At 60.6% G+C, this 13466-nt stretch carries 12 protein-coding genes and 1 pseudogene; 9 read left to right on the top strand and 4 right to left on the bottom strand.

Translation table 11 applies throughout. The features are described 5' to 3' along the window. Nucleotides 1-25: 25 nt before the first annotated feature. The 3 genes from TRIHO_RS17525 to TRIHO_RS17515 are packed head-to-tail and all read right to left on the bottom strand — an operon-like array spanning nt 26 to nt 2841. On the bottom strand, nt 26-826 hold the full coding sequence (locus TRIHO_RS17525) for an ABC transporter permease (RefSeq protein ID WP_068246698.1): 801 nt from the start codon (nt 824-826) through the stop codon (nt 26-28). Then, a complete protein-coding gene (locus tag TRIHO_RS17520; RefSeq protein WP_068246695.1) occupies nt 819-1754 on the bottom strand; it encodes an ABC transporter permease in 936 nt (311 codons plus the stop codon). The genes TRIHO_RS17525 and TRIHO_RS17520 overlap by 8 nt, the downstream gene beginning before the upstream one ends. 4 nt (nt 1755-1758) lie before the next feature. After that, complete coding sequence (locus TRIHO_RS17515) at nt 1759-2841, bottom strand: ABC transporter ATP-binding protein (RefSeq protein WP_068246688.1); 1083 nt, start codon at nt 2839-2841, stop codon at nt 1759-1761. A 405-nt stretch (nt 2842-3246) separates the two neighbouring features. Between TRIHO_RS17515 and TRIHO_RS17510 the strand changes: the two genes are divergently transcribed. The 9 genes from TRIHO_RS17510 (at nt 3247) to TRIHO_RS17470 (ending at nt 13030) form a co-directional block, all read left to right on the top strand. Continuing rightward, nucleotides 3247-4143 (top strand): siderophore ABC transporter substrate-binding protein, encoded by an 897-nt coding sequence (locus TRIHO_RS17510; protein WP_068246685.1) that lies wholly within the window; start codon nt 3247-3249, stop codon nt 4141-4143. A gap of 6 nt (nt 4144-4149) precedes the next feature. Then, entirely contained in the window at nt 4150-5100 is a 951-nt protein-coding gene (locus TRIHO_RS17505; protein WP_068246683.1) for an ABC transporter permease, read from the top strand. Next, nucleotides 5090-6034: an iron chelate uptake ABC transporter family permease subunit gene (locus TRIHO_RS17500; protein WP_068246681.1), complete on the top strand. Its 945-nt coding sequence runs from the start codon at nt 5090-5092 to the stop codon at nt 6032-6034. The genes TRIHO_RS17505 and TRIHO_RS17500 overlap by 11 nt, the downstream gene beginning before the upstream one ends. After that, complete coding sequence (locus TRIHO_RS17495) at nt 6031-6783, top strand: iron ABC transporter ATP-binding protein (RefSeq protein WP_068246678.1); 753 nt, start codon at nt 6031-6033, stop codon at nt 6781-6783. Before TRIHO_RS17500 ends, TRIHO_RS17495 begins: the two co-directional genes overlap by 4 nt. A 283-nt stretch (nt 6784-7066) precedes the next feature. Next, the gene (locus tag TRIHO_RS17490; RefSeq protein ID WP_068246675.1) at nt 7067-8359 is read left to right on the top strand and encodes an amidohydrolase family protein; all 1293 of its coding nucleotides are present in this window, start codon (nt 7067-7069) and stop codon (nt 8357-8359) included. 30 nt (nt 8360-8389) lie between these two features. After that, nucleotides 8390-9373 (top strand): BMP family protein, encoded by a 984-nt coding sequence (locus TRIHO_RS17485; protein ID WP_068246671.1) that lies wholly within the window; start codon nt 8390-8392, stop codon nt 9371-9373. 168 nt (nt 9374-9541) lie between these two features. Then, entirely contained in the window at nt 9542-11059 is a 1518-nt protein-coding gene (locus TRIHO_RS17480) for an ABC transporter ATP-binding protein (protein ID WP_068246670.1), read from the top strand. After that, nucleotides 11049-12092, top strand: a complete 1044-nt coding sequence (locus TRIHO_RS17475; RefSeq protein ID WP_068246668.1) for an ABC transporter permease — start codon at nt 11049-11051, stop codon at nt 12090-12092. Before TRIHO_RS17480 ends, TRIHO_RS17475 begins: the two co-directional genes overlap by 11 nt. Next, nucleotides 12089-13030, top strand: coding sequence for an ABC transporter permease (locus TRIHO_RS17470; protein ID WP_068246662.1), 942 nt, complete (start codon nt 12089-12091; stop codon nt 13028-13030). The genes TRIHO_RS17475 and TRIHO_RS17470 overlap by 4 nt, the downstream gene beginning before the upstream one ends. Before the next feature lie 91 nt (nt 13031-13121). On the opposite strand, the pseudogene TRIHO_RS23350 reads toward TRIHO_RS17470, so the two are convergent. Continuing rightward, a pseudogene (locus TRIHO_RS23350) lies at nt 13122-13244 on the bottom strand (integrase core domain-containing protein); the annotation flags it as partial. Nucleotides 13245-13466 lie beyond the last annotated feature (222 nt).

Below are 13466 nucleotides of genomic sequence, written 5' to 3'. Positions count from 1 at the left end.
TTTGGTCCGGCTTTGGGTTGTTCGTTTACTTGCGCGCCTTGTTCACAAAGAAAAAGCCCGTAACCATGACGACGGAAATCGCCAGAAGCGCAGTTGAAATCGCATTGATTTCCGGCGTCACGACACGGCGCAACTGACCAAGCATATAGGTCGGCAGCGTGTCCTGACCTGCAGATTTGACAAATTCTGTGATCACGACGTCATCCAGCGAAATCACGAAGGCCAGCATCGACCCCGCCAGGATCCCAGGCCACAGCTGTGGCAGTGTGATGTAGCGAAAAACACGCAGCGGCGTGCCATAAAGATCCGCGCCCGCCTGTTCCAGACTGAGATCCATACCCTGCAAGCGGGCGCGGATCGGCATATAGGCAAAGGGAATGCAAAAGGCGGCATGCGCCAGGATCAAAAAGCCAAGGCCGGTGTAGCCGGTCACCTGTTTCACTGCGGCAAACACGATCAGCAGCGAGACGGCGGTGACGATTTCAGGCACCATGAGGGGCTGATTGACCATCGCAAAGACGACGGTTTGCCCCCGCCAGGGTTTGCTTCGCGTGGTGGCAAGGGCGGCGAGCACCGCCGCAAAGGTTGCGACGGCCGATGCCGAACAGGCCAGAACCAATGACCGAATGGTGGCGTCCTTGACCTGTTCGTTTTCCCAGGCCGAGACATACCAGCGCCAGGAGAACCCCTCCCAGATCGCAATCGAACTGCCCGCGTTAAAGGAATACACCACCAGCAAAAGAATGGGCAGGTAGAGCAGCACAAAGCAGGCAATCGCGATCGTTGAAAATCCCGGCTGGCGGCGAACATCAAAACCCTTAGACATCCCGTTCCCCTTCTTGTCCGATGGCCCGCACGTAAAAGATCAACGCGACCATCACGACAGCGAGGAGGGTCAAGGACAACGCCGCCCCCAAAGGCCAATTGCGCAATTGACCAAACTGCAATTCGATCAGGTTCCCCAGCATCAATTGCTTGCCGCCGCCCAGCACCCGGGGGGTCACATAGGCCCCCAGACAGGGCACGAAAACAAGGATGGACCCTGCGACAACGCCTGGTTTGACCAGCGGAAAGATGACCCGCCGCAGAACCTGAAACCGGTTGGCGTAGAGGTCATACCCCGCCTCGACCAGATCGAAATTCAGCCGTTCCATCGAGGCATAGATCGGCAGGATCATCAGAGGCAGGTAGACATAAGTCATGCCCACCAGCACCGAAAACTCGGTATAGAGCATCTGGATCGGTTCATCTATCAACCCGCTGGCCACCAGCAAGGTGTTGACCGTGCCCTGGTTTCGGATCAGTTCCATGATCGCAAAGGTGCGGATCAACAGATTGGTCCAGAAGGGGATCATGATCAGCAGCATCCACATATCGCGGCGGCGGGCGGGCCGGGTCGCGATAAAATAGGCTGTCGGGAACCCAACGATCAGACACAGGAGCGCTGTGCAGAGCGACAGCTTCAGAGACCGCCAAAACACCATCAGATGGGCATCGGCCAAGGTCAGCTCTTCGGTGAAAAAGTCGCGCTCCACCACGACGGCGAACCAGGAATCGAGGCTGAAGCGCCACTCGACACCGCCGTAGTCTCCGGGGGTGAGCACCGAATAGATCAGCACCACCAGCAGCGGCCCGCTGGCGGCAAGGCTGAGGATAACCATGGCGGGCGTCAACAGGAGCCAACGGTTGCGACGTTCGCTGCGCGCGCGGCGGCCTGGGCTCGCCGAAGGGGCTGACGGGGCGGTTTCGCTCATCCGGTCAATCCTTCAATATCTGGGGGATGCCGGGGGCGATATTCAGTCCGACATGATCGCCCGTCTGCCAGACCTGCGTCTGGCCGGGCTGGTTCTGGCGGCGCAGTGTGAAGGTCTCATTTTGATCCAGCGCCACATGATAGTGGGTATCGGTTCCAAAATAGACCACATCCCGCAGCCTGCCAGACAACAGCGCCCCTTCGGGGGCACAGAGCTCGGCATGCTCGGGGCGAACGGCCAGCGTCACGGACGCGCCATCGTCCAAGACGGGCGCATCAGCCGCCGTCTGCGCAGCAATCTCCCCGCCCGAGACAAGACGCACCCTTGCCTGCGCACCGTCAGTCGACAGGATCTTGGCCTGAAGAAAATTGGTGTCGCCGATGAAATCCGCGACAAACCGTTCTGCCGGATGATCGTAGATATCGCGCGGCCCGCCGATCTGCCGGATCGTGCCGGCATTCATGACCGCAATACGGTCCGACATTGTCAGCGCCTCTTCCTGATCGTGGGTCACAAACACGAAGGTAATGCCGGTTTCATGCTGCAGCCGTTTCAGCTCCAGCTGCATTTCCTTGCGCAGTTTGAAATCCAGAGCCGACAGAGGTTCATCCAGCAGCAAGACCTTTGGACGTGGGGCCAGCGCCCGCGCAAGGGCGACACGCTGTTGCTGGCCGCCCGAAATCTGGCTGGTCTTGCGATCCGCCAAAGCTGTCATCTGCACCAGTTCCAGCATCTCGGCCACGGTTGCGGTGATCTCTGCCTTGCGCCGGTTCAGCATCTGCAAGCCAAACGCAATATTCTCCGCGACTGTCATATGTGGAAACAGCGCATAGGACTGAAAGACCGTGTTCACCGGGCGCTGGTAGGGCGGTTTGCTCAGAAGATCTTCGCCGTCCAGGGTCAAGCTCCCCCGGGTCGGGTCGAGAAATCCCGCAATGGTGCGCAACAGGGTCGTCTTGCCGCAGCCGGACGGACCGAGCAGCGTGAAGAATTCGTTGGATCGAATGGTGACAGAAACATCGTCCAGTGCCGTAAAGGCGCTTTGACCTTCCCCGAATGTCTTGGTCAGGCCGGAAATCTCGATCATTCATACGCTCCCTATTCGCGTCGCGACCACGTTGTATCTGGCCAGGCCGGAGGCCCGGCTAACCTGCCCGCCCCCTGGAACACCGTTTGCGGCATTGTTGAGTTCAGCTTGCGATTTGATCAAAATGAGAGTCAATAATTTTTTAGTGAGTAAAACGAAGGAGCGGCGGCGCGCCGCTTCCTTGGGCATTCAATTCGCCCGAGGCCCACATTGCCCGGGCTGAAAGAGGGTGCCTTAGGTAACAGGGGGGACGCGGATGTTCATCCAGACTTCGCCGCGCGAGCGTCAAATCCCCATGGTCATTCTAGAACCGCTGTGGCAATGTCTCGCCGCCAGCAAATGCCCACGCATCAGCCAGCAAGACAGATCAACCCCTGACTTTGAAATGACCTGGAGTCCTTTCCGATGTTTCGATCGCTTGCTTGCGGCGCTGCGCTGCTTTTTGCCGTGTCGGCCTCTGCCGCAGAGACCGTCTCCGTGGAGACCTACCGAGGCGAGGCTGTGGTCCCCGTCAAACCCCAAACACTCGCGGTGTTTGACATTGCCGCCATTGATACGCTGTCGGCCCTGGGGGTCGAGATCGCCGGTGCGCCGGAGAACCTCTTTGTTGACTACCTCGGGCCGGTCGCCGACGCGGCAGAGGATCTCGGTACACTGTTCGAACCTGATTTTGAGGCGATCCATGCGCTGCAACCAGACCTGATAATCGTCGGCGGGCGCAGTTCCGATCAGGTTGAACCGATGGCGAAGCTGGCGCCTGCGATTGACATGACAATCTGGGAAGATGTCGTCGGCCAGGGGCTGGACCGTCTGGCGACCTATGGCAAAATCTTCAACGTCGAAGACAAGGCAACAGCCCTGCGCGCGTCATTTGACACCCAGCTGTCCGAGACCCGTGCGGCCGTCGCCGACAAGGGCACCGGGCTGATCGTTCTGACCAATGGCCCGAAGATCTCCGCCTATGGCAAGGCTGGACGGTTTGGCTGGCTGCATGAGGCAATCGACCTGCCAGAGGCCGCCAGCGAAATCAGCGACTCGACCCATGGCGAAAGCATCTCTTTCGAATTCATTCAGACGGTAAACCCGGATTGGCTGATCGTGATCGACCGCCTTGCCGCCATTGGCCAGCCGGGTGACGATGCCAGGGCCACGCTCGACAATCGGCTGATCCATGAAACCACGGCCTGGAAACAGGATCAGGTGATCTACCTCAATGCGTCGGATATCTATATCTCTGGCGGCGGCATCCAGTCGATGATGCGCACACTGGCGGACATCGAGGCCGGCTTCAAAGGCAACTGACGCCCAATGAAACGTGTCATGATCGGGCTGTTCGCGCTCGGCGTCCTGTTTGTCGGCTCGCTCTTTGTCGGAGCAACGCCGATCTCTCCTGCGGATCTGGTGACGCAGGACGCCTGGCGCCTGTTGTGGGACAGCCGGTTGCCGCGCGCCTGCGCGGTTGTCCTAAGCGGTGCGTCATTGGCCATCGCCGGGCAGATCATGCAGTTGATTTCCCGCAACCGGTTTGTCGAACCCATGACCGCAGGCACCGGGCAGAGCGCCATGCTTGGGCTGTTGCTGGTCTCGGTTCTGCTGCCGGGCGCGGTCATCGGGGTGAAAATGGCGCTCTCGGCCCTCGCTGCGCTGTTGGGCAGTATCGGGTTCTTTGCAATTACGCGTCGTCTCCCGCCGGAGGAGCCCTTGTTGGTGCCACTGGTCGGGATCGTCTATGGCGGCGTCATAGGATCAGCGGCGATCTATGTCGGCTTTCAGCTCGACATGCTGCAATACATCGATATCTGGCTCACGGGGGAGTTCTCGGGCACCATGCGCGGGCGCTACGAATTGCTTTGGATTGCCGGACTGGTTGCGCTCCTCAGCTATCTGGTGGCGGATCAGCTCTCCATTCTGAGCCTCGGAGAAACGGTCAGCCTCAACCTCGGGCTGAACTATCGGCAGGTGGTGCTCTGTGGTCTGGTGGTGATCTCGATTGTGATCGGCCTCACGGTCGTGACGGTTGGTGCGATCCCCTTTGTCGGGCTGGTGGTTCCGAACCTCGTCAGCCGCACCGTCGGGGACAATCTGCGCCGAAATCTACCGCTGACCGGGTTGGCGGGCGCCGGGCTGGTTCTGGCATCCGACATCTTTGCCCGGCTTGTGGTTCACCCATTCGAAGTTCCTGTCGCCACCGTCATCGGCGTGATTGGCGCGGCCGTGTTCCTGTGGATGCTCTACGGCAGGCAACAGCATGTTTCGTAATAGACTACTGCTCCTGGTGGGGCTGCTTTTGGCCTGTGTACTGGCCTATTTGTTCACCGGCATCAAAGGCAGTCTGGAATTTGCCATCACCTTTCGCGGACAGAAGCTCCTGGCGCTGTTGCTGATCGGCGCATCGCAGGCGGTGGCCGCGATCATGTTTCAAACCATCTCTGGCAACAGAATCCTGACCCCGGCGATCATGGGGTTTGATGCGCTCTATGTCCTTGTCCTGTCCGCAGCAGTGGTTTTCCTTGGCGCGCCGACCTATCAGCAGCTCGACCCGGGTCTGTTGATGCTGACCAATGCCGCCCTGATGTGTGGCGCGGCTGTCATGCTCTTTGGGATCTTGTTGCGCAAAGGTCAGGGCGACATGATGCGGATGTTGCTGACCGGGGTCGTGCTGGCGGTAATGTTGCGTTCGCTTACCGGGCTTTTGCAACGAGTCATCGACCCCAGCGAATATGCTGTGGTGCAGTCTGCGTCCTTTGCGCGTTTTTCACGAGCGGAAACGGATCTTCTGGGGGTGGCAGCGGTGCTGTGTATCGGTGCGCTGGTGCTGTGCTGGCGGATGCGGCACCGGCTTGACGTCCTGGCACTTGGCCCCGTCGCGGCGACCTCTCTTGGAGAACCCCCTCTGAGAGGGCAGCGCGCAGCCCTCTTTCTAATTTCGGTTCTGGTTTCCGTATCCACCGCCCTTGTCGGCCCTGTCGCCTTTTTCGGATTGCTAGTTTCCGCCCTGACCTACCTGGTTCTTCCGACCTATCGCCACGCCATATTACTGCCCGGCAGCGCCCTGATCGCAAGCGTGGTTCTGGTCGGCGGACAATGGGCGATGGAGCGTGTGTTCGCGTTTTCGACACCGTTGAGCGTCGGTGTCGAGTTTTTGGGCGGGCTGGTCTTCTTGCTATTGCTGTTGAAAGGATTGAAACGATGATCGAAGTACGGGCACTTTCGCATCGTGTCGCCGAGGCGCAGATCCTCTCGGATGTCTCAATTCAGATCCCCAAGGGCGGCATCGTTGCGCTCGTCGGGCCGAATGGCGCCGGGAAATCGACATTGATGTCGCTGGTGGCGCGACTGATGCCGATACAACAGGGCCGAATAACGGTCGACGAACTGGTCATCGGCCAAAGCGACGACAAGGCCTTGGCCCGGCGGCTCGCGATTTTGCCGCAGACAGTTCATGCCGCCAGCCGTCTGACGATCCGCGATCTGGTGGGCTTTGGTCGATACCCCTACCATCGCGGGCGACCGACCCCACAGGACCACAGCCGGGTCGATGATGCGCTGAGCGTTTTTGACCTGACGCAGATGGCGGAGCGAACGCTCGATACGCTTTCTGGCGGGCAACGACAGCGAGCATTTGTCGCGATGACCTATGTGCAGGACACCGACTATGTGTTGTTGGACGAGCCTTTGAACAACCTTGATCTGGCGGCATCGCGCGCGCTGATGATCAGGCTTCGGGAATTGGCCGACCGCAAGGGGCGCACGATCATCATCGTGCTGCACGACATCAATTTTGCCACCGCCTATGCCGATCGGATCGTGGTTTTGAAAAATGGCCGCATCCAGGCAGATGGCCCGCCCAAAACCGTTGTCACGACAGAGCTTATTGAAGGGGTGTTTGAAACCGACGCCCAACTGCGGATGATTGACGGACGCCCGGTGGTTCTGGCCTGAACCCTGGATCTGCCCCCTTGGCCTGATTTCGGGGCCGGCGCAGCAGACCAACCGCCCAAGCCATCGCGGGCTTGGGCCTCCGACAGTCGGCGTCTGCATCTACCGCCGCCCCCTCGCCCGCAGCCAAAAGAACCGACCCAGCCCGATTTAATGGCAAATGCCCACAAAAGTGGCGCAATTGTCGCAACGGCGAGGCGGAAACCCGGAGTCGATTGAAGACTTATTGGGTATATTGGCGTTGTCAATTTACCGTTTGGTCAGAAATTGAACCGTGAGGGCTGATTTGCTTGATCTAATTGTCTCAAACGCACGTCTTCCCGGTGCGGGGTCCGCTGTCGATATTGCATGCCAGGACGGCAAGATTGTCCAGATCGCACCGCAGATAGAGGCGGCGGCCACCGAAACCATCGACGCAGGTGGGCACCTGGTCTCCCCGCCCTTTGTCGATCCGCATTTTCATATGGATGCCACCCTGAGTCTGGGACTGCCAAGGCTCAACCAATCCGGCACGCTGCTGGAAGGCATCGCGCTCTGGGGCGAGTTAAAACCGCAATTGACGCCAGAAGCGGTCATCGAACGGGCCATGACATACTGCGACCTCGCTGTCGCCCAGGGGCTCTTGTCGATCCGCAGTCATGTCGACGTGTCAACAGCACCGCTGGTGGGGGTTGAGGCACTGCTTGAGGTCAAAAAGAACGTCGCGCCCTACATAGATCTGCAGCTTGTGGCCTTTCCGCAGGATGGGCTGTTTCGCACAGCCGGCGCCGAGGAGAACCTGCTCCGTGCGCTCGATATGGGTGTGGATGTGGTCGGCGGCATCCCGCATTTTGAGCGCACGATGGAGGATGGTGCCGCCTCGGTAAAACGACTGTGCCAGATCGCCGCCGAGCGTGATCTTCCGGTCGATCTGCATTGCGATGAAAGCGACGATCCGATGTCGCGTCATATCGAAACCCTCGCGGCAGAGACCACACGTCTGGGTCTGGGCGCGCGCGTGGTCGCAAGCCACGTGACCGCGATGCATTCTTATGACAACTATTATGCCTCCAAACTGATCCCGCTGATTGCGGAATCCGGGCTGCAGGTTGTGCCCAATCCGCTGATCAATATCACCCTGCAAGGGCGGTCAGACACCTATCCGCGACGGCGTGGGCTGACCCGGGTGGCAGAGTTGCGCGCCGCCGGCGTCAATGTCGCCTTTGGCCAGGATTGCACGATGGACCCCTGGTATCCGCTTGGTTCCGCTGACATGCTCGAAGTGGCGCATATGGGCATCCATGCCGCGCCGATGACCTCGCGCGAGGCGATGGCATGGGCCTTTGACAGCGTCACCCTCGGCGGTGCCGCCGCCATGGGCCTCCCCGATCCGCGCCTTCGCGAAGGCGGCCCCGCCAATATGGTTGTCCTGCAAGCGCGCGATCCGATTGAAGCGGTCCGGCTGAAGGCAACGCGCCTGGCCGTAATCCGCAAAGGTCGCATCCTCTCCCGTACAGCGCCGCGCATTGCGACTCTGTCGCTGACGGGCCGGCCCGATCACATCGACCCGGCGAGCTATGCCCCTCCAAGCCAGACATAACACAACAAACCAGCAGGAAAGGAAGCTTCAATGACCCTCAAGACAACGCGCAGAACGCTGATGATCGGGGCGGCTGCAACGCTCGCTCTGCCGAGCTATATCCGCCGCGTGAATGCACAAGCCCCCCTCCGTGTGGCCGGTGTCCATGCCAGCCCGGTCGAAAACGCCTGGAACAGCCGTATCCATCTGGCCATGCAAGAGGCAGCTGCCGCGGGCAAGATCGAGTATGAATTCTCCGAAGGGGTTGCAGCCACCGACTATCCACGCGCGATGCGCGAATACGCGGAAAGCGGCGTGCAACTTGTCTGGGGGGAAAGCTACGCGGTCGAGCGTGAGGCGCGCGAAGTCGCCGCCGATTATCCTGAAACGGCGTTCCTGATGGGATCCTCAGGCGGTCCATCCGGCGACAACTTTGGTGTGTTCGGCACCCGGAACCACGAAGCCGCCTATCTCGCAGGGATGCTGGCCGGCACGATGTCGCAGACCAATACCTTTGGCTCCGTCGGAGGATACCCGATCCCAGAGGTCAATCTGCTGATCAATGCCTTCCGCGCTGGCATCAGCGAAGTGAACCCGGATGCCAAATTCCTGAACGGCTTCATCGGGGCCTGGTTTGATCCCGCACGCGCCCAAGAGGCCGCAATCGCGCAGATTGATGCCGGTGCCGATATCCTCTTTGGTGAACGGATCGGGACAGCTGATGGTGCCCAGGCGCGCGGCGTGAAGGCAATCGGCTCGCTCATCGACTACACACCGCGTTACCCCGAAACGGTGTTTGCCAATGCCATCTGGAACTATGGCCCGACAATTGATGCTATCGTGGCCGATATCCAGTCGGGGTCGCCAGTCGGGCGCGACTACACGGGCTATTCCTTCATGAAACATGGCGGCAACGCGCTGATTTACGTGGATGACATGGTTCCGGCCGACGCGATCCCTGCGATGGAAGCAAAACAAGCCGCGATCCAGGCGGGCGAGTTCGAGGTCCCACTCAACGCTGAAGAACCGGCCTGACCCAAACCTGCCCCAAGGGCCTGAGCTGATCTGAAACAGGAACGGGCGGACCCCTGCCCGTTCCGCAGGTGCAGATCTGATCATACGCGGACGTCCAGCCTCACCGGCCTCGCATCGGGTCCACCAACAACTACCTGCAGCCGCGATTCCTCCAATCGGAAAATCTCAATGACCGAAGTCCTTGCCCTGGAGAACATCACAAAAACATTCGGCACGCTGACCGCGAATGACGATGTGACGCTCCATCTCGCCAAGGGAGAAATCCTGGCGCTCCTTGGCGAAAACGGCGCTGGAAAGACCACTTTGATGAACATCCTGTTCGGCCATTACAGCGCCGACGCAGGAGAGGTGCGCGTCTTTGGAGCCGTGTTGCCATCTGGCAAGCCGCGTGCGGCGATTGATGCCGGTGTCGGCATGGTCCATCAGCATTTCACGCTGGCGGCGAACCTGACCGTGCTGGAAAATGTCATATTAGGCTCGGAACCGCTGCTGCGCCTGCGCTCTTCTCGCGAGGCGGCGCGGGCCAAGCTGATGACGATTTCGCAGCGGTTTGGCCTGCCTGTCGACCCTGATGCCAGGATCAGCCGCTTGTCCGTAGGAGAACGCCAGCGGGTCGAGATCCTCAAGGCACTTTACCGCGATGCCCGCATCCTGATCCTTGATGAACCCACGGCCGTTCTTGCGCGCCCCGAAGCCATGCAGCTGTTCGAGACGCTCCGCGACATGGCAAAGAGCGGCCTTTCTGTCATTTTTATCAGCCACAAACTTCACGAGGTGATGGCTGGCTCGGACCGTGTGGCGGTGCTGCGCGGCGGGCGTATGGTCGCGGAACGGCGCACCCAGGACACCAGCCCGGATGAGCTTGCCGAATTGATGGTCGGGCGCAAGGTCGAGCGCCCGCGACGCCAAGATCACAAGATCGGCGCTCCGGTGCTGCAGGCCGAGGGGGTCCGCGTGACCGATGGCGATGCGATACGGCTGAACGATGTGTCCTTTACGGTGCATGCGGGTGAGATCCTCGGGATTGTCGGTGTCTCTGGCAATGGCCAGGCGGACCTGGGTGCCTTGCTCGCCGGGCTCACGACACCGGCGACCGGGCGACTGACATTGGACGGCATTGATGTCGCTGGTTTTGGACCGCGCGGGTTGATTAGCGCTGGCGCTGCCCGTGTGCCCGAAGACCGCCATAGCGAAGGCGCGATCGGTGAAATGTCGGTTTGGGAAAACGCCACCTTGGAACGTCTGCGCACGCCTCGGTTTTCCACCTCGGGGTTCGTCCGGCGGTCCAAGGCACGTGCCTATGCCGCGGAGCTGATCAAGCGGTTCGATGTCCGTGGGGCGACGCCGGAAACCCGTATCCGATTGCTGTCGGGTGGGAATATGCAAAAGCTAATACTCGGGCGAAGCCTCGCGACCCCGCCGAAATTTCTGCTGGCGAACCAGCCCACGCGCGGGCTTGACGAAGGTGCAATTGCGGCGGTCCATACCGAACTGCTGGCGGCCCGCGCCCAGGGGGCGGCAATCTTGCTGATTTCAGAGGAGCTGGACGAGGCCGTTGGCCTGGCTGACCGCATTCAGGCCATCGTCAATGGCCGCCTGTCACAGTCTGTAAGCGCCGACGAGGCAGACCCACGTCGCCTTGGATTGATGATGGCCGGAGTTTGGGAGACTGACGATGCAGCTTGAACGACGCACGGATGTTCCCCTGCGGCTCGTGGTGTCAGCTCCGCTTGCCGCCGTCCTTGCCGCGCTGGTTCTGGCAGCGGGATTGATTGCAGCCGCCGGCGTCAACCCGCTTTCCGCCTATGCCGCGATGCTGAAAGGGGCGCTTGGATCGCGCCTGTCGGTCACCGAACTGTTGACCCGCGCCACACCGCTCATATTGACCGGCCTCGCTGCGGCCGTCGCTTTCCGCGCGCGCCTGTGGAATATCGGTGGCGAGGGGCAGTTTTATCTGGGCGCTCTCGCCACCGCCTGGGTCGGGCACACGCTGATGCTTCCCGGGCTACTGGGAATACCTGTTCTGATGGTCTGCGGCATGGCGGCAGGTGCGGTGTTGCTGGCAGGCCCGGCTTACCTGCGCTTGCGCTTTGGGGTGGACGAGGTTGTTACGACCCTTCTGCTGAACTTTATCATCATCCTCTTTGTCGGGCTGATGATCGAGGGACCGCTGCGGGACCCTCTGGCCTTTGGCTGGCCGCAATCGGTCCCCGTCGATGGTGATTTTCGTCTGCCGGACCTTGTCCCCCGAACCCGCCTTCATATTGGCCTGCTCTTTGCAATTGCAGCGGCGGCAACGGTCTGGCTGGTCCTGTCCCGCACCGTCTTTGGCATCGAAACACGCGCCACCGGCCTTAACCCAAAGGCAGCCGCCTTTGCTGGCATTTCTCTTCCGCGCACGATCATGGGGGTCGCGTTGCTGTCCGGTGCGCTCGCCGGGCTCGCCGGATCCGTCGAAGTTCTGGGCGTCACAGGCGGCGTGACCACCACCATGTCGCCGGGCTTTGGCTACGCCGGTATCGTCGTCGCGATGCTGGCCGCCCTGCACCCGGTTGGCGTGGTCGCCGCTGCACTTTTTGTGGCCGGTGTCTTTGTCGGGGCCGACGCCATGAGCCGAGCGACCGGCGTGCCGTCCTTTATTGCAGACGTCATCGTCGCCCTGTCGCTTTTGACCATGCTCGTGGCGCTTCTTTTCACCAGCTACAGGATCCGCCGATGACCGAGGCTCTGGACCTTCTCTTCAATACCTCGCTCTGGGCCGCGGTCTTGCGGATCGCGACGCCGCTCATCTTTGGGGTGCTTGGCGCGTTGCTGTGTGAACGGGCCGGCACGCTGAACCTCGGCATCGAAGGCATCATGACGATGGGCGCGATGACGGGCTGGCTGACGGTCTATCTCGGAGGCGACCTCTGGGCCGGGCTGGCAATCGCGGCCGTCTCCGGGGCCATTATGGGGCTCCTGCATGGTGGGCTCACCGTTTCACTGGGGCTGTCGCAACATGTTTCAGGCCTTGGCATCACGCTCTTTTCCTCGGCCCTGGCCTATTATCTTTACCGTCTCATCGTCACCGTCGGCGAGAGCCCACCAACGATCACCCCGTTTCGTCCGCTCGACATTCCAATCCTGTCCGATCTGCCCGGCGTGGGTCCGATCCTGTTTCAGCAAACCGCGCCAACCTATCTTGCGGTGGCAGCGGTGGCGATCCTGGCCTATGGGCTGGCACATACGCCATTGGGTCTTGCGATCCGGATGACAGGCGAGAACCCGCACGCAGTCGAGGCACAGGGCTTGAACCCCACCGCAATCCGGATCGGAGCCGTGGTTGCAGGGTCTGCCCTGATGGCACTGGGCGGGGCCTTTCTGACCACCGCCGCCTTCAACTCTTTCTTTCCTGAAATGGTGCAGGGCCGCGGTTGGATTTGCATCGCACTTGTCGTCTTTGCATCCTGGCGACCGGGCAAGGCGTTGGTCGGAGCCCTGCTGTTTGCGTTTTTCGATGCCTATCAGCTGCGTCTCCAGACGGTTGTCGAGGGCGTTCCCTATCAGCTCTTCCTGATGGCACCCTATGTGTTGTCCATCGTAGCACTGATCCTCGTCGCCCGCCGCGCAGAAGTCCCCGAAGCGTTGATGATCCCCTACCGCCGGGGCGAACGCTGATCCTGCCCAACGATTGGGGAGCAAGCTTGGCGTGCCCCCATCGGGTGGTCCGGTTTAATTGCTCGTGCATCGTCGGTCTCCGGTCCATTAGAACGATGCTTTCAGGCGCGGGCGGGCGATAGCCCAATGAGCTGTGCGGCCTGATCGTGTTGTCGTGGATGCGCCATTGCTCGATCAGGACTTGTACCTCGCGCAGGCTACCTTCAAATCGCGGACTATTCAGGGGAGCACGCGGACATTTCAGGGGAGCACGTCACACGTGACCTGGGGCGCAGAGGCGAAGCATCACGCGCTTGAGGTAGGTGGCAAGCTATTGGATATGCTGAACATAACAAAGCCCGCCTTGGGGGCGGGCTTGGGTATTTGCGAGGGTACGCGTTATTTGGTTGCGGGAGTAGGATTTGAACCTACGACCTTCAGGTTATGAGCCTGACGA

This window comes from Tritonibacter horizontis (assembly GCF_001518015.1).
Classification (GTDB): domain Bacteria; phylum Pseudomonadota; class Alphaproteobacteria; order Rhodobacterales; family Rhodobacteraceae; genus Epibacterium; species Epibacterium horizontis.
Note: the sequence above shows the minus strand (reverse complement) of the source record. Positions and strands in the feature narration are given on the sequence as shown.

Coding starts and splice junctions, on each gene's coding strand:
- TRIHO_RS17500 (WP_068246681.1), top strand. CDS start 5,090: ATGTTTCGTAATAGACTACTGCTCCTGGTGGGGCTGCTTTTGGCCTGT.
- TRIHO_RS17475 (WP_068246668.1), top strand. CDS start 11,049: ATGCAGCTTGAACGACGCACGGATGTTCCCCTGCGGCTCGTGGTGTCA.
- TRIHO_RS17470 (WP_068246662.1), top strand. CDS start 12,089: ATGACCGAGGCTCTGGACCTTCTCTTCAATACCTCGCTCTGGGCCGCG.
- TRIHO_RS17505 (WP_068246683.1), top strand. CDS start 4,150: ATGAAACGTGTCATGATCGGGCTGTTCGCGCTCGGCGTCCTGTTTGTC.
- TRIHO_RS17485 (WP_068246671.1), top strand. CDS start 8,390: ATGACCCTCAAGACAACGCGCAGAACGCTGATGATCGGGGCGGCTGCA.
- TRIHO_RS17520 (WP_068246695.1), bottom strand. CDS start 1,754: ATGAGCGAAACCGCCCCGTCAGCCCCTTCGGCGAGCCCAGGCCGCCGC.
- TRIHO_RS17510 (WP_068246685.1), top strand. CDS start 3,247: ATGTTTCGATCGCTTGCTTGCGGCGCTGCGCTGCTTTTTGCCGTGTCG.
- TRIHO_RS17480 (WP_068246670.1), top strand. CDS start 9,542: ATGACCGAAGTCCTTGCCCTGGAGAACATCACAAAAACATTCGGCACG.
- TRIHO_RS17515 (WP_068246688.1), bottom strand. CDS start 2,841: ATGATCGAGATTTCCGGCCTGACCAAGACATTCGGGGAAGGTCAAAGC.
- TRIHO_RS17495 (WP_068246678.1), top strand. CDS start 6,031: ATGATCGAAGTACGGGCACTTTCGCATCGTGTCGCCGAGGCGCAGATC.
- TRIHO_RS17525 (WP_068246698.1), bottom strand. CDS start 826: ATGTCTAAGGGTTTTGATGTTCGCCGCCAGCCGGGATTTTCAACGATC.